This is a genomic window from Chryseobacterium sp. Y16C, from assembly GCF_022488405.1.
Taxonomy (GTDB): domain Bacteria; phylum Bacteroidota; class Bacteroidia; order Flavobacteriales; family Weeksellaceae; genus Chryseobacterium; species Chryseobacterium geocarposphaerae.
In genome coordinates this window covers 3,076,248-3,099,569 of sequence record NZ_CP092711.1, presented here as the reverse complement: position 1 = coordinate 3,099,569, position 23,322 = coordinate 3,076,248, and the positions used below count along the sequence as shown (strand labels likewise).

Below are 23,322 nucleotides of genomic sequence, written 5' to 3'. Positions count from 1 at the left end.
TTGTTAAAAGTTTAAATAGTCTTCTGTTTGAGTGAGCTCACTCCATCTGGCGGAAAGAAACTTTGCATAATTGATGGATGAAAGACCATAAGTTCCTAAAGAATGTCCATCATTCACTTCAACTAATATTGTTTCCCCTTTTGTATTTACACCGAAATCTAAAGCAAATGAATTAGGTTGTGATGTAAATGAATTTATGGCGGCTTCAACAATTTTTACGTCTATTTTGGTGTCCCAGTCTCCTTTGTATCTTCGAATGTCTAAGATTTCTTTATATCGGATAAAACATCTCCATTCTGTTTTAAAATCAATAAGCTCGGAACAGAGTACTTCAATGTCTTTTTCTTCATTAATAATGCCTAAAAAATCAATTTCATTTTGAATAACTTTTCCGGCAAACAATTTTGTTTCTGTTTTAGGCTTAATGAAAATATTCCAGCTGTTCTTATCTGAGAAAATTTGATTAATTGTTGATTCCCAAATTTTTCTTTTCAAAAAAGGTTTTAATTCCTCAGGATAATCAATTTCCTTATCGGGACGAATTATGTTTAGGTTTTTAAGTCTCTTTCTTACATTTCCGATTCCTCCTATAATTATATTTTCCGGATTGTTATCTGAGATATCGTCTGCATCAACAAATTTTTCTATTTCATAACCAAAGTTTTTGAACCCTTCATATGCTATAAAGGCATTCACATTATAAAATTCCCCTGTTGTGTCCGTTTGAATATAGGCTTTCATTATTTAGCTTTATGCAAAGAAAAGATAAGCAAGCGCAATAGAAGTAATAATACCCACTAAATCGGCCAAAAGCATGGCAATTACAGTGTATCTCGTGTTCTTTATGGCTACTGCTCCAAAATAAACCGCAATTACGTAAAACGTCGTATCTGAGCTTCCCTGGAGAACAGCTGCCAGTTTTCCCTGGAAGCTGTCTGCTCCGAAGGTTGTCATGGTATCAACCATCATTCCTCTTGCTCCGGAACCTGATAATGGCTTGATTAAAGCAGTTGGAAGACCGTCTACAAATCGGGGATCAAAGTTTGTGGCATTGGCTACCCATTTCATTCCGTCAATAATCACATCAAAAACTCCGGAAGTTCTTAACAGAGATATTGCAATCAACATTCCGACTAAGTAAGGAATAATCTTTACACAGGTTGTAAAACCTTCTTTTGCTCCTTCAATAAAAGCATCAAATACATTAATTTTTTTATAAACCGCCCCAAGTACAATAGCAAGGAAGATGAAAAGAATTAATCCGTTGCTGAGTACTTTACTAAAATCATCCAACTCGTCTTTGCTTAATTGAGTTAAATATAAAACCAGTAAAGCGATAAGAGCAGAAATTCCCCCAACATATGCGAGAACGACAGGTCTTAATAAATTAATCTTTTGATAGAGTGACACAATAATCATAGCCGCTAAAGTTGCTGCAAAAGTGGCAATCATGCACGGAAGGAAAATATCGGTTGGTGTTCTCGAGCCCATAGAAGCTCGGATTGCAATAATGGAAACCGGAATCAGCGTCATTCCTCCTGCATGAAGGCAAAGAAACATGATCTGAGAATTACTTGCCGTGTCTTTATTCGGATTTAAAGTCTGCAGACTTTCCATGGCTTTCAAGCCAAAAGGCGTTGCTGCATTATCCAAACCTAAAAGATTAGCACTGAAATTCATCAGCATATGCCCGAAAGCAGGATGGTTTTTAGGGATTTCAGGAAATAGTTTTGAGAAAAAGGGCTGGATCAACCGGCTTAAAAGATTAATTCCTCCAGCTTTTTCAGCAATACTCATGAATCCCATGAATAACGTCATAATCCCGATCAACCCCAAACATATCTTCACTGCTGTTTCAGAGGTTCCGATTACGCCATCAGCTTCCTGAACACGATATACTTTTACATTTTGTTTTAGTGAATCAGTTTTATAGTGGATTCTGTTGTCAGCAAAATCGGGCTTTTTCATCAAACTGTCCCGGACAATCGGAGAAAGTGTATTTATTTTCTGTGTTGCAATCTGTACTGTATCGCCTCCTTTTCCCACTACCATATCGTTAAAAATGGTTTTGTAGTGACTTGAGGAAATGTATTTTATACTTGCAATAGCAATGGCAACAATGATAAATGCCGACCAAATTCTGCTGAGAACCATCTTTATTTTTTGTTAAGTTGTAAAGTTGTTAATTCGTGAAGCCGTTTATTTCGTTCTATAAAAAACAAATGTACAGATTTACATCCTAACAATTTAATATCTTTACGATTTAGCATCAGAAAGATAAACCAGAAAGCCATCAAAATCATCATTCAGATTTTTTAAGACTTTTGCCTCCTTCATTTTCTTTTCCAGCCCATCAATGAAAAAGCTTTTTTCAAAAAACTGACGGTGGATTCCGGGCAGTAATTCCATAAAATAATCCATCCCGATTTTATTGTTATGCAGATCCATTTTTGTTTCCAATGGCTGGTTGGGAAATAATTCTTCGTGCATATCGGTCATTCTTTTACAGAATTCCAGTGCTTTTTGAGGAGAAGAAACTTTACAGCAGTACATCATGATAAAGCAGCACCACAAAGCATGTCTGAAAGCATTTCCGATACCATTATTAGAAGCGGTTTTAGGGAATTTTTTCTGAGCAATGGTGTACGCTTGTATGGTGGCATGAAAACTTAATAAAGAAAAAAGAGGATGGGGCAGAACGAGTGACAAAAGACGCATGATCTTTTTGAAACTCATACTCCGGATCGTATCAAAGAATATTTTAAAAGTTCTCATCAATAAAAATCTCTCCCTAATTAGAGAGAGATGATTGTATTTTTGTTACAAATTTTAAGCACGTACTGCTAATAAATTTATTGTTTTAGCTACGGTGTCCTGAATTTCAGTTCTTTTTACGATGAAATCCACAAATCCTTTTTCCTGCAGGAATTCAGAAGTCTGGAATCCTTCCGGTAGATCTCTACCAATCGTTTCGCGAATAACTCTAGGTCCTGCGAAACCGATTAAAGCTCCCGGTTCAGCCATGATAATATCCGCTGTCATTGCAAAAGAAGCCGTAATACCTCCAAAAGTAGGATCACAAAGGTAGGCAATGTATAAAAGACCAGCTTCTGAAAGCTGAGCCAATTTTGCCTGAACTTTTGCCAACTGCATCAGAGAATACGTTGCTTCCTGCATTCTTGCTCCTCCTGACTGACAGATAATCATATAAGGAAGTTTATGCTGAATACAATAATCTACCGCTCTTCTGATTTTTTCTCCCATTACAGAACCCAAAGATCCTCCGATAAAAGCAAAATCCATACAAGAAACTACCATTTCAGTTCCTTTTACAGTTCCTACGGCGTTTCTGATAGAGTCAGTAAGCTTTGTTTTCGCCTTTACTTCTTTTAAACGGTCTGCGTAAGGCTTCGTATCTTTAAAATTAAGGATATCTATACTTTCAACGTTAGCATCTAACTCAGTGAATTTACCTTCATCAAAAAGGATATCAAAAAATTCTGCACTTCCAATTCTTACATGAAATCCATCCTCAGGAGAAACATAGTTGTTTCTTTTTAATTCTTCATGCTCAACTACTTTTCCAGAAGGAGTTTGGTGCCAAAGACCTTTGGGAACATCCTTTTTTTCATCAGTAGAAGTCGTAATGTTTTTTGCTTTTCTTTTAAACCAGTCGAATGCTGCCATTTTATAATATATTAATGTACAATGAAAAAAGTAAAATGTATAAAAGAGAAAGTGCTGAACTTGCTACATTATACATTTTACTTCTTACCAATTTTTATTTTAAAGTATTTACGTTATTTAAATCTTCAAATGCCTGAACCAATCTTGTAGAGAAAGTTTCTTCACCTTTTCTCACCCAAACTCTTGGATCGTAGAATTTTTTGTTTGGTTTCTCTTCTCCTTCAGGGTTTCCGATCTGAGTTTTCAAATACTCGATATTGTTTACCATATAATCTCTGATTCCTTCTGTATAAGCAAACTGAAGGTCAGTATCAATATTCATTTTGATTACTCCATAGTCGATGGCTTCTCTGATTTCTTCCAAAGTAGAACCAGAACCTCCGTGGAATACGAAATTCACCGGCTTAGCTGCAGTTCCGAATTTCTCCTGAACATATTTTTGAGAATTGTCAAGAATTTTAGGAGTAAGAACTACGTTTCCTGGCTTATAAACTCCGTGTACGTTACCAAATGCGGCTGCAATTGTAAAGTTATCGGAGATCGCCTTCAATTTTTCGTAAGTATAAGCGATATCTTCTGGCTGAGTATATAATTTTGAGTTGTCAACGTCTGAATTGTCAACACCATCTTCTTCACCTCCTGTAACTCCGATTTCCACTTCAAGAGTCATCTGAAGTTTAGCCATTCTTTCAAAATATTGAGCAGAAATTTCTAAGTTTTCTTCTAAAGGCTCTTCAGAAAGATCAAGCATATGAGAAGAATAAAGAGATTTTCCCGTTTGTTTGTAATGCTCTTCGTTAGCATCCATCAACCCGTCAATCCAAGGCAATAATTTTTTTGCACAGTGGTCTGTGTGAAGAATTACAGTTGCCCCGTAAGCTTCAGCCAGCGTATGGATATGTTTAGCTCCGGCAACAGCACCTAAAATCGCTGCTCTCTGCCCATCGTTGTTTAATCCTTTTCCTGCGTTGTAAGCAGCTCCACCATTTGAAAACTGAATAATAACAGGAGAGTTTAATTTCGCTGCAGTTTCCATAACTGCATTAATGTTGCTGGAACCAATTACGTTTACTGCCGGTAATGCAAATTTATTTTCTTTAGCATATTGAAAAATATCGGTAACTAATTGACCTGTGGCAACTCCTGCCGGAAAAATTCTGCTCATGTTTTACTTTTTATATAAATTATTAGGATCTTGTAAAATTGTTGTAAAGGTAATCATTTTTGCTCAATAACTAATTTCTTTTATCTCGGCCCCAAAGTAGCTTTTGACGGATGGTTTCGTAAAAACTTAAATTGTTGGGCTGCACCAGAAGAAGCTGGAAAGAAGCCTTTTTAATAATAATTTCCTTATCTGTTTCTATATGTATTAACCTTGAGTCTAAGGAAAGGGAATATTGTGGAACCCTGCTTTCTACTCGGAATTTGATTTCTACTCTGTCATTAACCACCAAAGGTCTTACATTAAGATTGTGAGGTGCAATAGGAGTAATGACAAAATTTTCGTTATTGGGAGAAATGATCGGTCCGCCGCAGCTTAATGAATATGCCGTAGAACCTGTAGGTGTCGAAACAATCACCCCGTCTCCCCAGAATACATTTAAAAATTCATCATTAATGTATGAATCTACAGTAATCATGGAAGTCGTTTCTTTTCTGGAAACGGTCACATCGTTTAATGCATAAGGAAAAAAACCTTCTTCTAAGCCGGGAGAAACCACTTCAATTACTGATCTTCGGCTGGTTTTAATATCTCCTTTTAAAATGGCATCCAGCTCTCTGAACGCTTCTTCTTTTGTAAAGCTTGCCAGAAAACCCAGTCTTCCGGTATTTACACCAACAACAGGAATTTCTAAATCTTCAATAAAAGTTAAAGAGTTTACAATCGTTCCGTCTCCTCCAAATGTGAAAAAAAGATCCACTTTTTTCTCTAGAAGATCTTGCTTACAATTAAAGGTTTCGAAAATTTTTGAAAACTGAAGGGCTTCAGCCATTTCGTCATAAAGAACAGATGTTACACCTCTACTTTCGAGCTCTGAAATAAATTTACTGAGATATAAAAAGGTGTCAAGATCTTTTTTCTGAGAATATATGGCTGCTTTCATGCTTAGATTTCTATGAATTTTTGGAAAAAGCCGAATCTGTCCTTATACAGGTCCGATTTTTCATCCGAATAATATTTTTCCACAATTCGGTAATCATATCGGTCGAATGTGGCGTCTATCGAAGCCAGGTTTTCATTGCTGATCTTTATCGTCACTTGAATCACTTCATCCGACATAAAACTGATAAATCCTCCGTAAAATTTAGAATTGTTGCTTTCTATAATATTGGCAATTTCTGTCATGGAATATTTTCTCGCCGGAGTTTCTATGGTAAGGATTGCTCCCGTTTCGGAAAACAGCGGATATTTTGATAAATCCTGGAAAATATCATCACAACTAATATATCCTAAATATTTTTCATTTTTATTGATAACAGGAACCACATTGGTGTTAAAAGTATGAAACAGACGGATACTGTCCATGATATTGCTGTCTTCCGATATCGCAAAACGTTCTATCTGGTGTTCCAGGTCTTTTAAAGTACCCTCTTCTTCTTCATAAAGAAAGTCTATGGCAATGGCTCCGTAAAAATGATGGGATTTTTTGATGAAAACATGAGTATATCCAAAGTCTTCTAATAAGTCCCTAGCTGCTTCTATTGAATCAGTCAGGCTAAAACATGGAAAGTCTTTTGAGATATAATCCTTGATAAACATGGTGCTAATTTATAAAAAATTAAACTAAAATTTTTCTGTATATCGCTTTTTTTTGATGATTTTTTTTGAAAAGTGATGTTAAAATTTGTTTGTAAAGGAAAAAGAAGTATCTTTGTCGCCTTTCATTTTTACTTTTTATTAGATTTATTTCAAACTGCACTGTCTTTTAGACATATGCAGTTTTTTTATTTTAGGGCTTTTGCAAACTCCCACATTACGATTCCTCCGCATACGCTCACATTTAAAGAATGCTTTGTTCCCAATTGTGGAATTTCCAGGAAAGAATCGATATTAGGAAGGGCTTCATCGCTGATTCCTTCTACTTCGTTTCCTAAGATAACGGCATATTTTTTAGACTTATCTATGGTGAAATCGGTGATCATTTGGCTGTTTGTCGTTTGCTCAATTCCCACAATTTCGAAACCCTGCGATTTTAAATCATTAATGGCAGTATTGATATCATTTTCATGGCTCCAGTCAACACTTTCTGTAGCTCCCAGTGCCGCTTTATGAATTTCGCGGTGAGGAGGTTGCGGAGTAATACCGCAAAGAACGATCTTTTGAATTAAAAAAGCATCTGCAGTTCTGAAAGTAGCACCTACATTGTGCATGCTTCTGATGTTGTCCAAAACAACTACCAAAGGAATTTTTTCAACCGTTTTAAATGTTTCCACATCTATTCTGTTGAGTTCTTCCAGTTTTAATTTTTGTACCAATGTATTATTTTGTAGAGATTAAAAAATCAAAAATAACAGTTTTTTATTAAACCCGATTTTGAAACTAGAGAAGTTTGTTTAATCCCATGATCTGATGAACGTTTCTTTCAATATTCTGTGCCAATGCTTCCATAGGGATGTCATTCTCGTCATTATTGAAAGGATCTTCAATTTCTTCGGCAATAAGCTCTAAACTCATCAAAACATAATAGACAAAAACAGTAAGTGGGATCATAAAAAGACCAATGCTGATCACATAGGCAACCGGTAATGCCATGACATACAGAATGATGAATTTTTTGACAAAAGAAGAATAAGAATAAGGAATCGGAGTGTTTTTAATTCTCTCACATCCACCGCAAACTTCTAAAAAACCGCTGAGTTGTGTATCCAGATACAGCATTTCTACATCAGAAATTTTCCCTTCTTTTTTTAGCTGATTCAGTTTATAGGTCAGAAGAATAATGATTTCATTGGGACCGTGGTTCTTTATAGACTGTTCAATCTCCGAATAGTCTTCGTCCAGAGCCAATCTCGTAGAATCTTTAGAAAGATGCTTGGCTAAGAAATGAGGAAAAAACTTTAAGTACCTTGCAATCTGTTCGACATCTTTTCTGTCATTTTCAAGAATGGAATTGATTTTTATAGCAAAATTTCGGGAATCGTTGACCAGTTTTCCCCAGAGTTTTCTTCCTTCCCACCATCTGTCATAGGCTGTATTGGTTCTGAAAACCAATAGTAAAGAAAGTACAAAACCAAGCAAGGAATGAATCATCCCGACATTACTGATTCCTGATTTTGAAGTAAGATGAAGATATTCGACTTCTAAATATTCAATTCCCCACGAATACAGCCCTACAATAATCATGCTTGGAAAAAGGATTTTCAAAGTATCGCTTTTATGCAGGCTGAAAAGGATTTTTAGAAAATGTTTGGTGTCGTAAACTCTCATAGGTTTCGTTGTTCTTACAAAGATAAATTTTTCGTTTTATCTTGACTTTACGGAAAACCATAATTTTTTTCATGGCATAGATTTTTTCTTTGTTGAAAATTAATATAAATGGGGTATTACAGAAAAGGATATTTCAGGAATGGAAAATGGGTAAGTGGACATTACGTGAGTACATTTGGTCGCAATACAAGAAAATCAAAAAGTCCTCAAGGCTGTGCTGTGATTATTTTTGGAGGAATAATTTCAATATTATTATATTTCTGTAGCTAAAAGCCTAGGATTATTGCTGGTAATGATAAATTAAATTAATGATGAAATTTTTCTGAGTTTCAAAAAAACACTACTTTTATTTCGCATTAAAAAATACCACACCAAATGATTCTCGAAAGTGTAGATGTTGTTACAGATATTAGTAAAGAAGATTTTCAGAAAAATTATTTCAAAAAGCACAAGCCGCTTCTGATTAAAAATTTTGCGAGCCGATGGGATGCTTTTGATAAATGGAACTTTGATTTTATCCGTGAGAAAGCCGGTGAACAGGAAGTTCCTTTGTATGATAACAAGCCCGCTGATGCGAATAAAAGCAGCGATGCTCCCGTTACCAAAATGAAAATGAAGGATTATATAGATACCATAAAAAGCAAGCCTTCGGATCTTCGGATTTTCTTTTACATCATTACAGACCGGCTTCCGGAATTATTGAAGAATTTCACATACCCGGATTTGGGGATGAAATTTTTTAAAAGACTTCCAACCTTATTTTTCGGAGGAAGTGAGGCCCATGTTTTAATGCATTACGATGTAGATTTGGGAGATTTTCTTCATATCCATTTTGAAGGTAAGAAGAGAATTTTATTGTTCGATCAGAAACAGTCAGCTTTTTTATATAAAGTTCCGTTATCGGTGCACACCATCTATGATATTGATTATGAGAATCCTGACTATGAAAAATTTCCTGCTTTAAAACAGGCAAAAGGTTTTGAAATTTTCATGGAACATGGAGACGCTCTTTTTATTCCGGGAGCGTTTTGGCATTTTAACAGATACCTGGAACCCGGGTTTTCAATGTCACTTCGTGCCCTTCCGAACAAACCGAATGTTTTTGCCAATATGCTGTATCATGTTTTCATTATGAGATACACGGATAAATTAATGCGAAAGATTTTTAAAGCTAAATGGGTGAATTATAAACAAAAATGGGCGTATAAAAAGAGTTCAAAAGCTTTGGCGAGACATTCTTAATAATTTTTTTCTCCCACAGATTTCACAGATTATTGCATATATTTTTTTCTTTTTTAAAACAAAGTAAAACATAAACATCTGTGCAAATCCGTGAAATCTGTGGGAGATTATAAATGTAGTTTTTCAAAAGCTTTCCTTCTACTATTTTATTTCTTACTTTTACCATCCTAATTTTTTAAGACAGATTTTAATGGCAAAGGCAGCGAAGAAAGAAACTCCGTTAATGACTCAGTATAACACCATCAAGGCGAAATATCCTGATGCTCTTTTACTATTCAGAGTGGGGGATTTTTACGAAACTTTCGGGCAGGATGCGGTGAGAACGTCTCAGATTTTAGGCATTGTTTTGACAAAAAGAGCCAATGGTGAAGGTCATATCGAGTTGGCCGGGTTTCCACATCATTCTGTAGATTCTTACTTGCCAAAATTGGTAAGAGCAGGAATGAGGGTTGCAATTTGCGATCAGCTGGAAGATCCGAAAATGGTCAAAGGAATTGTAAAAAGAGGAGTTACGGAATTGGTAACTCCCGGAGTTACTTTCAACGACCAGGTTCTCAATTCAAAAAAGAATAATTTCCTGCTTTCCCTTCACAAAGAAAAAGAGAAGTTCGGAATTGCTTTGGTGGATATTTCTACGGGAGAATTTTTGGTGAGTGAAGGAAATTTGGAAAAGCTGCTTCATATTGTCAATACGTTTGATCCGAGTGAGATTATTTACCAGAGAAGTGTTCAGATTCCTGAACAGCTTAAAAATAAAAATGCTTTCAAGCTTGAAGATTGGGCGTATCAATATAATTTTGCCTACGAAAAACTTACTAATCATTTTAAAACCAATTCATTAAAAGGTTTTGGGGTTGAAAGCCAGCCGTTGGCAATTACCGCGGCAGGAGCCATTTTTGCTTATCTTGTTGAAGATACCCATCACAATTTATTATCCCACATTACTAAAATTCAGGTGATTCCTCAGGAAGATTACCTGATGATGGATAATTTTACACTGAGAAACCTTGAAATTGTTTATCCAAGCAATCCGCAGGGAAAATCATTGTTAGATATTATCGACAAAACTTCAACTCCGATGGGAGGAAGGCTGTTGAGACGAAGAATTATTTTGCCGTTAAAATCAGTCAGTGAAATCAACAGAAGACTTGCTTTAATTGATTTTCTGAACGAAAACGATCAACTTAAATATGAAATTTCCCAACTGTTGAAATCGATTTCTGATCTGGATCGACTAATGGGAAAACTGGCGGCGGAAAAAATTTCTCCTAAAGAATTGGGATATCTTCGCCAGAGCTTGATTAATATTCATAAAATCAAAGCTTTGCTTCATCCTCATGCGGATGTTCTGGATTGGCTGGATCCGCTGTACGATCAGGATGAATTAATTAAATGCCTTCAAAATCATCTGAATGACGAGCTTCCTGTTAATTTAGCGAAAGGAAATGTTATTAAGGAAGGTATTTCTGAAGAGCTTGACCGTTTGAGAGGGTTGCAGTCTAAAGGTCGTGGTTTCCTGGATGAAATGTGTCAGAGAGAAATCGAAAGAACAGGAATTTCGAGCCTTAAAATAGATTTTAATAATGTTTTCGGATATTATATTGAAGTTCGAAATACTCATAAAGATAAAGTTCCGAGTGATTGGCTGAGAAAACAGACATTGGTTAATGCTGAACGTTACATCACGGAAGAACTGAAAGAATATGAAAATCAGATTCTTGGGGCCGAAGAGAAAATAGGAGTGCTGGAAAATGAGCTGTACAGAAATGTATGCGCTGAAACCATGATTTATATTGATCAGATTCAGGAAAATTCAAATATTATTGCACAACTGGATGTTGCGGTTGGATTGTCTGAACTGGCTGTTTCTGAAAGCTACACAAAACCTGTTTTAACAGAAACTTTTGCGATCGATTTAAAAGAAGCAAGACACCCGATCATTGAAAATGCGCTTCCTTTAGGTGAAAAATACATCCCGAATGATATTTTCTTAGATAAAGATTCTCAGCAGATCATCATGGTTACCGGACCGAACATGGCAGGTAAATCGGCGATTCTTCGTCAGACAGCTATTGTTTGCTTGCTGGCTCAGATCGGAAGTTTTGTTCCTGCAAAACATGCGAAAATCGGGGTTTTAGATAAGATTTTTACAAGAGTAGGAGCAACGGATAATATTTCTGCCGGAGAATCAACTTTCATGGTGGAAATGAATGAAGCGGCTAATATTTTAAATAATATTTCCGATCGAAGCTTAATTTTATTAGACGAGATCGGTCGTGGAACTTCTACGTATGACGGGGTTTCTATTGCTTGGGCGATTGCAGAATACCTGCATCAGCATCCTACGCAAGCAAAAACGTTATTTGCAACGCATTATCATGAATTGAACGAAATGACAGTAAATTTTGAAAGGGTAAAAAATTTCCACGTTTCTATTCAGGAAAATAAAGGAAATATTATCTTTTTAAGAAAGCTGATTCCGGGCGGAAGTGAGCATAGTTTCGGTATTCATGTGGCGAAACTGGCGGGAATGCCCGCAAAAGTGGTGAACAGAGCTAATGAAATCCTGAAAACACTGGAAGCAAGCCGCACTCAGGGAAGTTCATCAGAAAGCATTAAAAGAGTGACGGAAGAAAATATGCAGTTGTCTTTCTTTCAGCTGGATGATCCTGTTTTAGAGAATATTCGTGAGGAACTGACCAAAATAGATATCAATACCTTGACACCCATAGAAGCTTTAATGAAGCTTAATTCGATAAAAAAAATGATTGGAGGATAATCCAATCATTTTTTTATGAAGATATTTGATTCATTTTTAATACTTCTGCAAAGAAAGCGGGAAGCTGTAAAGATAACGAACGGGTTTGTCTGCTACTAAAGCAGGTTTCCAGCGAACCAGCATTTTCTTCAACGCTGCTTCTGCTGCTTTTGCATGATCTTTATTGTTGCTTATGGCGGCAATATTATTGATATAGCCATTTTTTTCAACGATAAAATAAACGCGGGTATCTATCTTTTTGCCCTTTGCGTAGATTACCTCCATATTTTCAGCAAATTTTCTGCGGAAAAGTGCCATTCCACCAGGAAATTCCGGTTCTTTATCTGCGGTCATTACTACACCCGTAAGGTTGATCCTTTTTTTCAGTTCTACATAATGAGGAAGTGACTCCACATTGATAATAGTTGCCGGAGCAGGAGCCGGAGTCGTTTTTGTTTCAGGAGTCTCCTGTGCAAAAGCAAAAGAAACCATACACAAAGTTATCAGCAGCAATATCCTTTTTTTCATACAATAATTTTCCACAAAAATAATTATCCTTCCTGATATAGTGATTATTTTTAAAGAAAATTAAAATATCCTCAAAACTCTTAACAAAATTTAACAGGAAGTCTCTGTAGACTAATTTGTTGATTTTCTTAATTTTGAGTATGAATAAGATAATTTACTTTGTTATTTTACTGTTGGGCACACATTGGTATTCTGCGCAAAATCAAACTGATGTTTCCTTTGTGAAATATGAAGAACTCGAAAAGAGAATTCAGTCAGAAAGAGATAAATTGCTGGTGGTAAACTTTTGGGCGACTACTTGTGCTCCATGTGTAAAAGAGCTTCCTTACTTTATGGAAGTGAATAACAAATACAAAAAAGACCCGAAATTTAAAATGCTTTTGGTCTCTTTAGACAGAGCTGTAGACAAAGAGAGGGTTTTAAAATTTATAAAAAATAAAAATCTTGGGGCAGAAGTCATTTTACTGGACGATATTAAAAGAATGAATACCTGGATTCCCCGTTTTGAAAAGAACTGGGACGGAAATATCCCTGTAACGATCTTTTATAAAAATGGTGAAAAAGTACATTTTAATAACGGTGAAATGAGTAAAGAAGACTTAGAAAATACAATTGCTAAACATTTAAATTGAACAAAATACTATGAAAAACTTAAACATCTTAATAATAGCTTTTGTTGTTGGATTAGGACTCCTAAGCTTTACCACAACAGATCATGGTAAAAAGGAACACGGAAAAGAAAGTAAATCTTTGGTAAAAGGGTACGAAGTAGGAGATGAAGCAACCGATTTTAAGCTGAAAAATGTTGATGGAAAAATGGTTTCTCTGAGTGATTTTAAATCGGCAAAAGGATTTATTGTTGTTTTCACCTGCAATCACTGTCCTTACGCAAAAAAATATGAAGACAGAATTATAGCTTTAGATAAAAAATATAAATCTCAAGGGTATCCTGTAATCGCCATTAATCCGAATGATCCTTCCGTACAGCCTGAAGACGGATATCAGCAAATGATTGAGAGAGCAAAGCAAAAAGGATTTACGTTCCCGTATTTAGTAGATGAAGGACAGAAGATTTTTCCTCAATATGGAGCCACAAAAACCCCTCATGTCTTTCTTCTTCAGAAAGAGAATGGGAAAAATATAGTAAAGTATATTGGCGCTATCGACAATAATTATGAAAATCCTAACGATGTCTCAGAATATTATGTTCAGGATGCGGTAAATGCACTGATTAAAAATGAGCCGATAAAAATGACAAAAACTGTTGCTATAGGATGTACAGTGAAAGTGAAGAAATAATATATTTGTTACCGGAATTTATATATCGGCATTCATTCGAATGCCGATTTTTTATCATCAAGATTTAAAATAATGAAATTAAAATTTAATCTGAAATATTTTCTTCTTAGTGTTATAATTTTCCTGACAGAAGTTTTAATTGCAACCCGATTAAAAGATATTTTCTTTGTAAGAGCTTATCTTGGAGACGTAATTGTTGTCATACTTCTATATACACTTATCAAAAGCTTTTTCAGCATTACAGATAATGAAAAACTGATTCTTGGGATTCTTATTTTTTCCTGTCTTGTTGAGTTTGCCCAGCATTTTAATATTGCAGAAAAATTAGGTTTCCGGCCCGGAAGCATTATGTATATCGTTATTGGAAATTCGTTTTCCTGGATTGATATTGTATGCTATGCTGTCGGATGCTTATTGCTTTATATTTTGGTTAAATTAGAAAAATAATGACAATAGATGAGATCCTTCTACTGCGCTCAGAATAACAACAAAGTAATGTCCTCCATTTCCTGGGATCAATAATAATGCCTGTCATCCTGAGCGCGAGCTTAGAATTATAGATAGAAGTTATCTTCCAAAACTGTCATATTTATCCTCCGCATATTTTATGAAGCGGTTGAGTAACGCAACATTATCCTTTTCCATTGGAGAAAGATCTTTGTCCACATTGTTGGAAACCGGGATATACCAGTCCGTCTGCTCAAAAAAGTTCCTATAAGTCTGCTTTTTAAAAGCATAGCCATGTCTTGCAAAAACGGAATTTTTGATGATCTCCATATCAAGTTTTCTAAGATTTTTAAGGTCTTTTTCAGTGAGCTTTTGCTTGGATGCGTTGATTTTGAAAACCGCATCAGAAGCAATCCTGTTTTTTGAAGCGGTATAAGTTTCCGTTTTTCCTGTTTCTTCATCGGTATATTTTTCTACAAAATCTTTCGGGTTTTCCCAGTCGATGAGATCATTGTCCTCATTCAGCATGAAGTTGGGATTGTAAACAAACTCTTTTTTGATCAGTTTCAGAGTCTTTAAAGGGGCTTTTACGGCAGATTTATTAAAGGCATTCCATTTTCCGGTAAGACTGTCATTGTTTAATTTAACTTCAAATCTCCCATCGGCTTTATCATTTCCCGGTTCGTCCAGAACAAACGATTTTGTTTCTTCATTAAAGACTCCACGGAAAGGACGCTGGTTTCCATTCACAATACTTTGGCCGTAAACGCTGTCTTTTGTAATTCTATTGATCTTTAAAGAAATTTTCTTGTAGACATCGCCTTCATACTCTTCTCCGATTTCAGGAGTGATCATTTCTTTTCCTGCAAAATCGCCCATATAAATTCCATAATACTCTTTATGGATCTCAGGAACAACTACCGAATCTTTCTTTGCAATAAGGCTGTCATTTGAAGAATCTGTTGCCTTTGCTTCTTTTTTACAGCTTACCAAACTTATGGTAAACAAGGAAATTAAAGTTAATTTTAAAATTTTCATATGTGATTTTTATTGATTTTTAGTGATCATATGCAATCGCAGAATAAAATGTTGGCCTTATAACAAAAGATAAAGCGATTTCATAGGTGCTTTTTTGTGATTAAATATTCAATTAAAATAATATTGGGAATCCATCCCATCCAGGCAATGATCTGGTAAACATCCATCGGATTGGGGTGAAATAAATATACAATAATTACTTTCCACATTCTTAAGGTGATCGCAGAAACGGTTAATGCGAAACTGCGCCACATCCATTGTTTATGTTCTTTGAATTTTTTTTGTCGGGCTAATTGATAGGCTTTAAAAGTCGAAAACCACCACAGACAACCTAAGATAACGAATGAGATTTTAGAGTAAATTCCACCGTTGGCAAAAATTCCCATGTAAATTCCTGAAGGTGCCGCGAAAACTAAGATCAGAAAAATATAAATCTTTCCTGCATTTTTATGAAAGTTTTTTAGTCCGAAATCTTTTCTGAGAATAGCTAAAAATCCGCTCAACAGCACAAAAATACTTGTGTAAACATGAGTATAGAAAAAATATAAGTATTCCGGTTTTTCAATGACTTCTGTTTGTTTGATCATCAAAAAACTTACATCTTTTCTAAAAGGAATATATTCGAATGTAATTTTCAGCATCAGCCAAAAGAAATACCCGAATCCTAAGACCAAAAGGATTTTAGAAATGTTAGAAATATTTTTTTTAACCAAAAGCATTTTACTGATCTTCTGCAAAAGTTATTGTAATTGGAAAGCGATATTTAGAATTGATGGCTTTATCATTTAACTTCTTCGGAATCCATTTCAATCTGCTCATTTCTGTAATTACTCGCTCTATTTCCTTATTCATAGATTCATTAATTCCAGTTGCTTTTATATTAGTAATCGTTCCTTCTGAGGTAACAATGAATGTCGCTTCGGATTGTGTTATTCCATTTCCATTGATTTTGCCCCTATCAAAAATTTCATAAAATTTCTGTCTGAAATTGTATTCTCCTCCAGGATAAACACTGTCATAAATATTATCAACTTTCATATTTTCTTGATTAGATGAAATACTCTCTTGAGAGAATGTTTTAACAGAAATAATCAGTAAAAGTAAAATTAATAATTTCATGATATTGTTTATTTATAAATTATTTAGATCCTGTGCAATCAGCCAAGCTTCACTCCAGCAAGCCTGAAAATTAAATCCGCCGGTTACAGCGTCAATATTCAATACTTCTCCTGCAACGTAAAAGTTAGGCAAAATTTTCGAAGACATATTTTTAAAGTTAATTTCCTTTAAATCAACACCTCCTGCGGTTACAAATTCATCTTTAAAAGTCGATTTCCCAGTTACATTGAATTTCTTGTGGCATAAATTTTCAATGATTTTCTGCATTTCCTTTCCTGAAATTTGAGCAACCTGTTTATTCAGATCAACATTGGAAACTTCAAGAATTCTCTGCCAAAACCTGTTGGTTACTTCAAAAATTTTAGACTGTCCAATCGTTTTTTTAGGATTTGACTGTTTAAACTGTTGGAAAAGTTTTTCAGCATCCTCTGGATCTTTAGAAATAAAATTAACTTCAATCTCGAAATTATACTTCATTTTCGCCAAATTAATCGCTTCCCAAGCTGAAATTTTCAAAATTGCCGGCCCGGAAAGTCCCCAATGCGTAATCAATAAAGGACCACTCTCCTGTGTTTTTAATTTAGGAATAGAGGTTTCAGCCATTTCAAAACTTGTTCCGGCTAAATCTTTCAATAAAGGATCCTTAATATTAAAAGTAAAAAGTGACGGAACCAGATCGATAATTTTATGGCCTAGATTTTCTATCATTTTCAGCGACTTTGGGGAGCTACCTGTTGTATAGATGACAAAATCGGCTTCGAAATCTCCCAAACTCGTTTTAACGATGTATATTTCATCCTGTTTTTCAATTTCTTTGACGGAGCATTTTGTTTTTATTTCAACATTTTTTTTCTGAGTTTCATTCAGAAAAGTATTGATAATGGTTTGCGATGAATTACTTTCCGGAAAGATTCTGTTGTCATTTTCTATTTTCAACGAAATTTTTCGTTGATCGAACCAATCCATTGTATCTCCTGGTTGGAATTTAGTAAAAACACTTAGTAATTCTTTATTTCCGCGAGGATAGAACTGAACAAGTTCTCTTGGGTCAAAACAGGCATGGGTTACATTGCATCTTCCTCCTCCTGAAACCTTTACTTTCTGAAGGACATCTGAGTTTTGTTCGAGAATGGTAATTTTATATTGCGTTTCGTCAAGATTCGCTGCACAGAAAAATCCTGCTGCACCGCCTCCGATAATGATAATTCGTTTCATAGTTTTATTAATCTTATGCGCAAGATTATTTTTACAAAACTACAATTTTTATAAACCATCTTATTTGAGTAATTTTGAAGAATATAATTTAATGATTCTAAAACTGATTTTTAAATGATTTTTTACCATAAATTCGAGGTGCGTTGGAGTGATCTTGACGCCAACAAACATTTGGCAAACTCATCATATGTCCAATATTGCGCTCAGGCCAGAATGGCTTTTATGACCAAAGAAAAAATGGGTGTGACACAAATGAGCAGATGGGGAATCGGGCCTGTAATTTTGCATGAAAGATATTCTTTTTTCAAGGAGATCTATGCAGATCAAACCGTGATTGTAAGCGTTGAAATTGATGGGTGTTCAGAAGACTCATCTATTTACAGGTTTCTTCACAAATTTTATACTCCGGATGGGCAGCATTGTGCTACTGCTGAAGCTACGGGAGTCTGGATCGATATGATGCTGAGAAAAATGACAACACCGCCGGATGATGTGGTAGAAGCGATGAATAAGTATAAATCTCCGGAAACTGTTGTTCTGACGAGAGAGGATTTCAAAAAACTGCCTTTCCATCCGAATAACATTGATCCGGCAGAATTAGTTTAAAAGATTAAGGTTTTGAGTTCAATAGCCAATATTGCTCATTATCTATTACTCATTACTTATAATTAAAAATATGTTTGAAGATAAATCACAGGAATTAACACCGATTTCCAAACTGGGAGAATTCGGGCTGATAAAACACCTCACAGAATATTTCCCTTTATCCAACGAATCTTCGGAGCTTGGAGTGGGAGATGACGCCGCTGTTATTAATCCCGGGAATAAAAAAATTGTTGTTACAACAGATGTTTTGGCGGAAGGCGTACACTTTAATTTAGGATATGTTCCTTTGAAACATTTGGGATATAAGGCAGTTGTTGTAAATCTTAGTGATATTGCAGCCATGAATGCAATCCCAACTCAGATTTTGGTTTCCCTGGCTGTTTCCAACCGTTTTCCGGTAGAGGCGTTGGAGGAATTATATGCTGGAATTCAAGCCGCTTGCGGAAGATATAAAGTTGATCTGATCGGGGGGGACACTACAAGCTCCAATGCAGGTCTTGTGATGAGCATCACGGCAATCGGATTGGAAAATGAAGGAAATATTGTAAAAAGAAGCGGTGCACAACCTAATGATTTGCTTGTTGTAACGGGAGATCTTGGAGGAGCCTATATGGGGCTTCAGATTCTGGAAAGAGAACACGCCGTTTTCTTAGCGAATCCGGATATGCAGCCTGAAATGGAAGGCTATGACTATATTCTGGAAAGACAGCTGAAACCGGAAGCAAGAACGGATGTAAAAGGGATTTTAGAGCAGTTGGACATCAAACCAACTTCTATGATCGACATTTCAGATGGGTTAGCTTCAGAAATTCTGCACCTTTCAGATCAGTCAAAAGTAGGTTTCAGATTGTATGAAGAGAAAGTTCCTATGGATAATCTTACAATTTCAACTGCGGATGGTTTTAATTTGAATCCTGTAATGGCCGCATTAAGTGGTGGTGAAGATTATGAATTGCTGTTTACGATTTCTCCGAATGATTTTGATAAGATTAAAAATCACCCTGATTTTACCATTATTGGTCATGCCGTAGAGAAAGAAGAAGGTAATTTTATGGTAGCAAGAGGTTCTAATCAGCTGGTGGCTTTAACAGCACAAGGTTGGGATGCTTTTTTAGGGAACCAACAAAACGATTAAATTTTATTTAATTTTTCTAATATTGTAAACCACTGCTTTTTGTAGTGGTTTTTTGATTTAAATAATTAATTTGTAAATGAAAATTAGTTGGATGAAATTACTTATATACTCTCTTTTCTTATTCATTATTTCTTGTCAAGGAATTGACCAAAATGAAGTTTATGGAAAGTACTCTCCAGTTTCTTATAAAAATACTTTTGATACGTTAATAATTAAAAAAGAAGGTAAATATAGGAGGGTCGTTTATGATAAAAAGAAAACAAAACTTTTAGATTATGAGTCTGCATACAAATTAGATGGTATTTCAATTAATTTTGACAGTTTCTATTTTAATCTAGATAAAGATTTAGTTGCCTTCCCAAATGATGTTAAAGATGTTGATATGACTTTTACAACATATTTTGAAAAAATTGATGGAAATGTGGGACTTTGTTTTGGCTATCATGAAGGAGAAAATTGTTATAAAAAAGTGATAACCTCATCTAAATAAAAAATCCAACTCGTTGAGCTGGATTTTAATTTATTTAAATTAAAATTTTACGATTTCGCAATATTCAAAATCACTTCCATTGCTTTTTCCATGCTTTCCAAAGCTACATATTCGTAAGGTCCGTGAAAATTGATTCCTCCTGCAAAAATATTCGGACAAGGCAATCCCATATAAGACAACTGTGCTCCGTCGGTTCCTCCTCTGATGGCTTTGATTTTAGGCTCAATTCCCGCTTCTTTCATGGCTGCTGCTGCAAGATCGATGATGTGCATTTTTCCTTCAAACTGCTGCTTCATGTTTCTATATTGTTCCTTAATCTCAATTTCAGCAGTTCCTTCTCCATGTTTCTGATTGAATTCAGCTACTTTTTCTTCCATGAATTTCTTTCTTGCTTCGAATTTATCTGCATCATGATCACGGATGATATATTGCAATTTAGCCTCAGAAATATCTGCGTTTAAATCCATCAAGTGATAGAATCCGTCAAAACCTTTCGTTGTAGCCGGAGTTTCGTTGGCAGGAAGCATTTGAGCGAATTCAGAAGCCAATAAAGCCGCATTGATCATTTTTCCATAGGCATAACCAGGGTGAACACTCAATCCGTGGATTTTCACAACCGCTCCTGCTGCGTTGAAGTTTTCATATTCCAGTTCCCCAACTTCTCCACCGTCCATTGTATACGCAAATTCAGCTCCAAATTTAGCAACATCAAATTTGTGTGCCCCTCTTCCGATTTCCTCATCAGGAGTAAATCCAACTGCAATTCTTCCGTGCTTGATTTCAGGATGAGCAATTAAATATTCAGCAGCTGTAACGATTTCTGCACAACCTGCTTTATCATCTGCTCCAAGAAGGGTCGTTCCGTCTGTAGTAATCAGGGTCTGACCGATATATTTTTTTAAACTTTCAAATTTTGAAGGCGATAGCTTGAAGCCTGTTTCTTTATTTAAAATCAAATCATTGCCGTCATAATTTTCCCAAACCTGCGGCTGTACATTTTCTCCGCTGAAATCCGGTGAAGTATCATAATGTGAAATAAATCCAATAGTAGGTTGGTCATCATTTTCAAGGTTTGAAGGCACATATCCCATGATATAACCATTGTCATCAATTGAAACATCTTCAAGACCAATCGTTTTCAGCTCTTCAGTAATGTAGTTGGCAATGTCCCACTGTCTTTCTGTAGAAGGCGTTGTTTCGCTTTCAGCATCACTCGTTGAATATATTTTTACATAGCTAAGAAAACGGTTCAGTAACTTTTCTTTCCACACTTGGTTGAATTCTATTGTACTCATTATTCGTATAAATTTCCGGCAAAGTTAGCAATTTTGATGCTCAGAATAATTTATTCGGAGATGAATATCAGCTATTGAAATTTTAAATCGGATATAAATATTTGAGAATCAAAATAATGTTAGATTTGTGAGTGTGTTATATCAAATTATTTAGTTTTATTATATTTGAGAAAATCTAACGTAAAAATGTTTCTTACTGAATGTCCGCGCGATGCAATGCAGGGTTGGGGAGAATTTATTCCTACCGATAAAAAAATAGATTATATCAACTCTTTAATGGATGTTGGTTTTGATGTATTGGATTGTCTGAGTTTTGTATCTCCAAAAGCAATTCCCCAAATGGCTGACTCTAATGAGGTTGCTGAAAATATCGATAAATCCCGATCCAATACTAAAGTTTCTGCAATTGTTGCCAATTACAGAGGAGCTGAAAAAGCATTAAAGCATCAATCGGTAGATATTATCGGGTTTCCATTTTCTATTTCTGAAACGTTCCAGCATAGAAATACCAATAAAAACCAAGAAGAAGCTTTTAATGAAATTATTAAAATGCTGGAGCTTGTAAAAAGTGAAAACAGACAACTGAATATCTATTTCTCTATGGCTTTTGGAAATCCCTATGGAGAAATGTGGAAATGGCAGGATGTAGACGTCTGGGCGCAGCGATTTTCAGAAATTGGGATTAAAGATATCTTACTTTCTGATACAACAGGAGTGGCAACTCCGGAAACAATTGCTCTTTTATTTGAAAAAATACCGTCTAAATATCCTGAAATTAACTTTGGAGGGCATTTTCATAACCGATATGAAGATTCTTATTCGAAATTAAAAGCGGCTTATGATAAGGGTTGTACAAGATTTGACAGTGCGATCAAAGGAATTGGAGGTTGTCCGATGGCCAAAGATGATCTGGTAGGGAATATGCCGACCGAGCAGGTGATCAACTTTATGAGCGTAGAAAAAGTAAATCATAAATTGAATTTATTAAACTTCGAAAGCTCTTACAATAAGGCGAAAGATATTTTTCATTTCTAAAATGTTAAATATTCATGAGTCTTAATATCATCCTGAGCGAAGCCGAAGGATCTCAAATAAAAAATTAATAGAAGCGGGCTTTAAACCCGCTTTGTCAGTCAAAACAAACTTTTTAACCCAAAAATCTATAAAATGCCACCAATAATCACTCCTTCAGAATTAAAAAATCTTCCAACCGAAAACTTAATAATCCTGGATGCAAGAGTAGGAAAAGATGTCTATCAAAACTATCTGAACAAACACATTAGAGGAGCTAGATTCATTGATTTGGATAAAGATTTGGCAAATATTGGAGAAGATGCAGCTTTTGGAGGAAGACATCCTCTTCCCAGTGTTGAAAAATTTGCAGAAACACTTTCCAGGCTTGGAGTTTCAGAAGACTCTCATCTTGTTGTTTATGATGATAAAAATGGTTCCAATGCTGCGGCAAGAGCTTGGTGGATGCTGAAATCTTTTGGGTTTGAAAATGTACAGGTTTTGGACGGCGGATTTCAACATGCTGAAAAAGAGGGTTTAGAATTTTCTTCGGGGGAAGAAGCTTTTGAAAAGGCTCAATTCATCAAAAAAGAGAATTGGCTTCTGCCAACTTCAAGCCTGGAAATTGTTGAAAATGAATTGATAAATCATTCTTCGACGGTAATCGACGTAAGAGATGCTTATCGTTATAAAGGAGAATCTGAGCCGATCGATTTAGTGGCGGGTCATATTCCGGGAGCAATCAACATTCCTTTTTCTGAAAACCTGGATGAAAACGGAAATTTCCTGAAGCCTGAAATTCTGAAGGAAAAATATTTGAAATTACTCGAAGGGAATTCTGAACATCTGATTATTCACTGTGGTTCCGGAGTGACGGCCTGTCACACTATCTTAGCGCTGGATTATGCAGGATTTAAAATCCCGGATTTATATGTAGGTTCGTGGAGTGAATGGAGTAGAAGAGAAGGTAAAGAGATTGCAAGGGGAATTTAGCGTTCTGAATGACAATGGGCAAAGGGATCA

At 35.4% G+C, this 23,322-nt stretch carries 26 protein-coding genes; 11 read left to right on the top strand and 15 right to left on the bottom strand.

The features are described 5' to 3' along the window. Nucleotides 1-3 precede the first annotated feature (3 nt). The 9 genes from MKS83_RS13890 to MKS83_RS13850 all read right to left on the bottom strand — a co-directional run bounded on the left by MKS83_RS13890 (nucleotide 4) and on the right by MKS83_RS13850 (nucleotide 8,116). Nucleotides 4-741, bottom strand: a complete 738-nt coding sequence (locus MKS83_RS13890) for an ATP-grasp domain-containing protein (protein ID WP_240580184.1) — start codon at nucleotides 739-741, stop codon at nucleotides 4-6. Nucleotides 742-750: 9 nt separating this feature from the next. Further along, a complete protein-coding gene (locus tag MKS83_RS13885; RefSeq protein WP_240580183.1) occupies nucleotides 751-2,154 on the bottom strand; it encodes a nucleoside recognition domain-containing protein in 1,404 nt (467 codons plus the stop codon). Between the two features lie 102 nt (nucleotides 2,155-2,256). Beyond that, nucleotides 2,257-2,775, bottom strand: a complete 519-nt coding sequence (locus MKS83_RS13880; RefSeq protein WP_240580182.1) for a DUF6973 domain-containing protein — start codon at nucleotides 2,773-2,775, stop codon at nucleotides 2,257-2,259. A gap of 54 nt (nucleotides 2,776-2,829) precedes the next feature. Then, on the bottom strand, nucleotides 2,830-3,687 hold the full coding sequence (gene accD / locus MKS83_RS13875; protein WP_240580181.1) for an acetyl-CoA carboxylase, carboxyltransferase subunit beta: 858 nt from the start codon (nucleotides 3,685-3,687) through the stop codon (nucleotides 2,830-2,832). A gap of 94 nt (nucleotides 3,688-3,781) precedes the next feature. Beyond that, nucleotides 3,782-4,852 carry a class II fructose-bisphosphate aldolase gene (gene fbaA / locus MKS83_RS13870; protein WP_240580180.1) on the bottom strand — a complete coding sequence of 357 codons (1,071 nt, stop codon included), beginning with the start codon at nucleotides 4,850-4,852 and terminating at the stop codon, nucleotides 3,782-3,784. A 70-nt stretch (nucleotides 4,853-4,922) separates the two neighbouring features. Then, nucleotides 4,923-5,792 (bottom strand): NAD kinase, encoded by an 870-nt coding sequence (locus MKS83_RS13865; RefSeq protein WP_240580179.1) that lies wholly within the window; start codon nucleotides 5,790-5,792, stop codon nucleotides 4,923-4,925. Nucleotides 5,793-5,794: 2 nt separating this feature from the next. Then, nucleotides 5,795-6,448, bottom strand: a complete 654-nt coding sequence (locus MKS83_RS13860; protein WP_240580178.1) for a CBS domain-containing protein — start codon at nucleotides 6,446-6,448, stop codon at nucleotides 5,795-5,797. A 185-nt stretch (nucleotides 6,449-6,633) separates the two neighbouring features. Then, nucleotides 6,634-7,164, bottom strand: coding sequence for an RNA methyltransferase (locus tag MKS83_RS13855; RefSeq protein WP_240580177.1), 531 nt, complete (start codon nucleotides 7,162-7,164; stop codon nucleotides 6,634-6,636). A 64-nt stretch (nucleotides 7,165-7,228) separates the two neighbouring features. Next, entirely contained in the window at nucleotides 7,229-8,116 is an 888-nt protein-coding gene (locus MKS83_RS13850) for a bestrophin family protein (RefSeq protein WP_240580176.1), read from the bottom strand. Nucleotides 8,117-8,224: 108 nt separating this feature from the next. Here MKS83_RS13850 and MKS83_RS13845 point away from each other — a divergent pair, with 108 nt between their 5' ends. The 3 genes from MKS83_RS13845 (at nucleotide 8,225) to mutS (ending at nucleotide 12,137) form a co-directional block, all read left to right on the top strand. Then, entirely contained in the window at nucleotides 8,225-8,386 is a 162-nt protein-coding gene (locus MKS83_RS13845) for a hypothetical protein (protein ID WP_157798803.1), read from the top strand. A 105-nt stretch (nucleotides 8,387-8,491) separates the two neighbouring features. Beyond that, nucleotides 8,492-9,358, top strand: coding sequence for a cupin-like domain-containing protein (locus MKS83_RS13840; RefSeq protein WP_240580175.1), 867 nt, complete (start codon nucleotides 8,492-8,494; stop codon nucleotides 9,356-9,358). 190 nt (nucleotides 9,359-9,548) lie between these two features. Continuing rightward, nucleotides 9,549-12,137 (top strand): DNA mismatch repair protein MutS, encoded by a 2,589-nt coding sequence (gene mutS, locus MKS83_RS13835; RefSeq protein ID WP_240580174.1) that lies wholly within the window; start codon nucleotides 9,549-9,551, stop codon nucleotides 12,135-12,137. A 36-nt stretch (nucleotides 12,138-12,173) separates the two neighbouring features. Here the strand turns inward: mutS and MKS83_RS13830 are convergent, their stop codons facing one another. Further along, nucleotides 12,174-12,644, bottom strand: a complete 471-nt coding sequence (locus tag MKS83_RS13830; RefSeq protein WP_240580173.1) for a hypothetical protein — start codon at nucleotides 12,642-12,644, stop codon at nucleotides 12,174-12,176. 140 nt (nucleotides 12,645-12,784) lie between these two features. On the opposite strand from MKS83_RS13830, the gene MKS83_RS13825 reads away from it, so the two are divergent. The 3 genes from MKS83_RS13825 (at nucleotide 12,785) to MKS83_RS13815 (ending at nucleotide 14,390) form a co-directional block, all read left to right on the top strand. Continuing rightward, the gene (locus MKS83_RS13825; protein WP_240580172.1) at nucleotides 12,785-13,276 is read left to right on the top strand and encodes a TlpA family protein disulfide reductase; all 492 of its coding nucleotides are present in this window, start codon (nucleotides 12,785-12,787) and stop codon (nucleotides 13,274-13,276) included. Nucleotides 13,277-13,286: 10 nt separating this feature from the next. Further along, entirely contained in the window at nucleotides 13,287-13,943 is a 657-nt protein-coding gene (locus MKS83_RS13820; RefSeq protein ID WP_240580171.1) for a thioredoxin family protein, read from the top strand. 72 nt (nucleotides 13,944-14,015) lie between these two features. Further along, nucleotides 14,016-14,390: a DUF2809 domain-containing protein gene (locus MKS83_RS13815; protein WP_240580170.1), complete on the top strand. Its 375-nt coding sequence runs from the start codon at nucleotides 14,016-14,018 to the stop codon at nucleotides 14,388-14,390. Between the two features lie 120 nt (nucleotides 14,391-14,510). Here the strand turns inward: MKS83_RS13815 and MKS83_RS13810 are convergent, their stop codons facing one another. The 4 genes from MKS83_RS13810 to MKS83_RS13795 form a co-directional block, all read right to left on the bottom strand. Then, the gene (locus MKS83_RS13810; protein ID WP_240580169.1) at nucleotides 14,511-15,428 is read right to left on the bottom strand and encodes a YARHG domain-containing protein; all 918 of its coding nucleotides are present in this window, start codon (nucleotides 15,426-15,428) and stop codon (nucleotides 14,511-14,513) included. 80 nt (nucleotides 15,429-15,508) lie between these two features. After that, on the bottom strand, nucleotides 15,509-16,147 hold the full coding sequence (locus MKS83_RS13805) for a DUF2306 domain-containing protein (protein WP_240580168.1): 639 nt from the start codon (nucleotides 16,145-16,147) through the stop codon (nucleotides 15,509-15,511). 1 nt (nucleotide 16,148) lies between these two features. Then, a complete protein-coding gene (locus tag MKS83_RS13800) occupies nucleotides 16,149-16,547 on the bottom strand; it encodes an energy transducer TonB (RefSeq protein WP_240580167.1) in 399 nt (132 codons plus the stop codon). 12 nt (nucleotides 16,548-16,559) lie between these two features. Continuing rightward, nucleotides 16,560-17,762: an NAD(P)/FAD-dependent oxidoreductase gene (locus MKS83_RS13795; RefSeq protein WP_240580166.1), complete on the bottom strand. Its 1,203-nt coding sequence runs from the start codon at nucleotides 17,760-17,762 to the stop codon at nucleotides 16,560-16,562. A 114-nt stretch (nucleotides 17,763-17,876) separates the two neighbouring features. On the opposite strand from MKS83_RS13795, the gene MKS83_RS13790 reads away from it, so the two are divergent. The 3 genes from MKS83_RS13790 to MKS83_RS13780 all read left to right on the top strand — a co-directional run bounded on the left by MKS83_RS13790 (nucleotide 17,877) and on the right by MKS83_RS13780 (nucleotide 19,993). After that, nucleotides 17,877-18,368: an acyl-CoA thioesterase gene (locus tag MKS83_RS13790; RefSeq protein WP_100377467.1), complete on the top strand. Its 492-nt coding sequence runs from the start codon at nucleotides 17,877-17,879 to the stop codon at nucleotides 18,366-18,368. 70 nt (nucleotides 18,369-18,438) lie between these two features. Then, a complete protein-coding gene (thiL, locus tag MKS83_RS13785; RefSeq protein WP_240580165.1) occupies nucleotides 18,439-19,503 on the top strand; it encodes a thiamine-phosphate kinase in 1,065 nt (354 codons plus the stop codon). A gap of 91 nt (nucleotides 19,504-19,594) precedes the next feature. Next, nucleotides 19,595-19,993, top strand: a complete 399-nt coding sequence (locus MKS83_RS13780) for a hypothetical protein (protein ID WP_240580164.1) — start codon at nucleotides 19,595-19,597, stop codon at nucleotides 19,991-19,993. A gap of 47 nt (nucleotides 19,994-20,040) precedes the next feature. On the opposite strand, the gene pepT is transcribed toward MKS83_RS13780, so the two are convergent. Continuing rightward, nucleotides 20,041-21,288, bottom strand: coding sequence for a peptidase T (pepT, locus tag MKS83_RS13775; RefSeq protein WP_240580163.1), 1,248 nt, complete (start codon nucleotides 21,286-21,288; stop codon nucleotides 20,041-20,043). A 186-nt stretch (nucleotides 21,289-21,474) separates the two neighbouring features. Between pepT and MKS83_RS13770 the strand changes: the two genes are divergently transcribed. Both MKS83_RS13770 and MKS83_RS13765 read left to right on the top strand, forming a co-directional pair. Beyond that, nucleotides 21,475-22,323: a hydroxymethylglutaryl-CoA lyase gene (locus tag MKS83_RS13770; protein ID WP_240580162.1), complete on the top strand. Its 849-nt coding sequence runs from the start codon at nucleotides 21,475-21,477 to the stop codon at nucleotides 22,321-22,323. A 132-nt stretch (nucleotides 22,324-22,455) separates the two neighbouring features. Next, a complete protein-coding gene (locus MKS83_RS13765; RefSeq protein ID WP_240580161.1) occupies nucleotides 22,456-23,292 on the top strand; it encodes a sulfurtransferase in 837 nt (278 codons plus the stop codon). Nucleotides 23,293-23,322: the final 30 nt, after the last annotated feature.

Excerpts from the sequence above, each read along its gene's own strand:
- MKS83_RS13790 (WP_100377467.1), top strand. The coding sequence starts at position 17,877 with ATGATTTTTTACCATAAATTCGAGGTGCGTTGGAGTGATCTTGACGCC.
- MKS83_RS13845 (WP_157798803.1), top strand. The coding sequence starts at position 8,225 with ATGGGGTATTACAGAAAAGGATATTTCAGGAATGGAAAATGGGTAAGT.
- MKS83_RS13780 (WP_240580164.1), top strand. The coding sequence starts at position 19,595 with ATGAAATTACTTATATACTCTCTTTTCTTATTCATTATTTCTTGTCAA.
- MKS83_RS13800 (WP_240580167.1), bottom strand. The coding sequence starts at position 16,547 with ATGAAATTATTAATTTTACTTTTACTGATTATTTCTGTTAAAACATTC.
- MKS83_RS13885 (WP_240580183.1), bottom strand. The coding sequence starts at position 2,154 with ATGGTTCTCAGCAGAATTTGGTCGGCATTTATCATTGTTGCCATTGCT.
- MKS83_RS13840 (WP_240580175.1), top strand. The coding sequence starts at position 8,492 with ATGATTCTCGAAAGTGTAGATGTTGTTACAGATATTAGTAAAGAAGAT.
- thiL (WP_240580165.1), top strand. The coding sequence starts at position 18,439 with ATGTTTGAAGATAAATCACAGGAATTAACACCGATTTCCAAACTGGGA.
- MKS83_RS13815 (WP_240580170.1), top strand. The coding sequence starts at position 14,016 with ATGAAATTAAAATTTAATCTGAAATATTTTCTTCTTAGTGTTATAATT.
- MKS83_RS13770 (WP_240580162.1), top strand. The coding sequence starts at position 21,475 with ATGTTTCTTACTGAATGTCCGCGCGATGCAATGCAGGGTTGGGGAGAA.
- MKS83_RS13880 (WP_240580182.1), bottom strand. The coding sequence starts at position 2,775 with ATGAGAACTTTTAAAATATTCTTTGATACGATCCGGAGTATGAGTTTC.
- pepT (WP_240580163.1), bottom strand. The coding sequence starts at position 21,288 with ATGAGTACAATAGAATTCAACCAAGTGTGGAAAGAAAAGTTACTGAAC.
- MKS83_RS13810 (WP_240580169.1), bottom strand. The coding sequence starts at position 15,428 with ATGAAAATTTTAAAATTAACTTTAATTTCCTTGTTTACCATAAGTTTG.
- MKS83_RS13805 (WP_240580168.1), bottom strand. The coding sequence starts at position 16,147 with ATGCTTTTGGTTAAAAAAAATATTTCTAACATTTCTAAAATCCTTTTG.
- MKS83_RS13765 (WP_240580161.1), top strand. The coding sequence starts at position 22,456 with ATGCCACCAATAATCACTCCTTCAGAATTAAAAAATCTTCCAACCGAA.
- MKS83_RS13795 (WP_240580166.1), bottom strand. The coding sequence starts at position 17,762 with ATGAAACGAATTATCATTATCGGAGGCGGTGCAGCAGGATTTTTCTGT.
- MKS83_RS13825 (WP_240580172.1), top strand. The coding sequence starts at position 12,785 with ATGAATAAGATAATTTACTTTGTTATTTTACTGTTGGGCACACATTGG.
- MKS83_RS13830 (WP_240580173.1), bottom strand. The coding sequence starts at position 12,644 with ATGAAAAAAAGGATATTGCTGCTGATAACTTTGTGTATGGTTTCTTTT.
- MKS83_RS13850 (WP_240580176.1), bottom strand. The coding sequence starts at position 8,116 with ATGAGAGTTTACGACACCAAACATTTTCTAAAAATCCTTTTCAGCCTG.
- MKS83_RS13820 (WP_240580171.1), top strand. The coding sequence starts at position 13,287 with ATGAAAAACTTAAACATCTTAATAATAGCTTTTGTTGTTGGATTAGGA.
- MKS83_RS13865 (WP_240580179.1), bottom strand. The coding sequence starts at position 5,792 with ATGAAAGCAGCCATATATTCTCAGAAAAAAGATCTTGACACCTTTTTA.
- MKS83_RS13860 (WP_240580178.1), bottom strand. The coding sequence starts at position 6,448 with ATGTTTATCAAGGATTATATCTCAAAAGACTTTCCATGTTTTAGCCTG.
- accD (WP_240580181.1), bottom strand. The coding sequence starts at position 3,687 with ATGGCAGCATTCGACTGGTTTAAAAGAAAAGCAAAAAACATTACGACT.
- fbaA (WP_240580180.1), bottom strand. The coding sequence starts at position 4,852 with ATGAGCAGAATTTTTCCGGCAGGAGTTGCCACAGGTCAATTAGTTACC.
- MKS83_RS13890 (WP_240580184.1), bottom strand. The coding sequence starts at position 741 with ATGAAAGCCTATATTCAAACGGACACAACAGGGGAATTTTATAATGTG.
- mutS (WP_240580174.1), top strand. The coding sequence starts at position 9,549 with ATGGCAAAGGCAGCGAAGAAAGAAACTCCGTTAATGACTCAGTATAAC.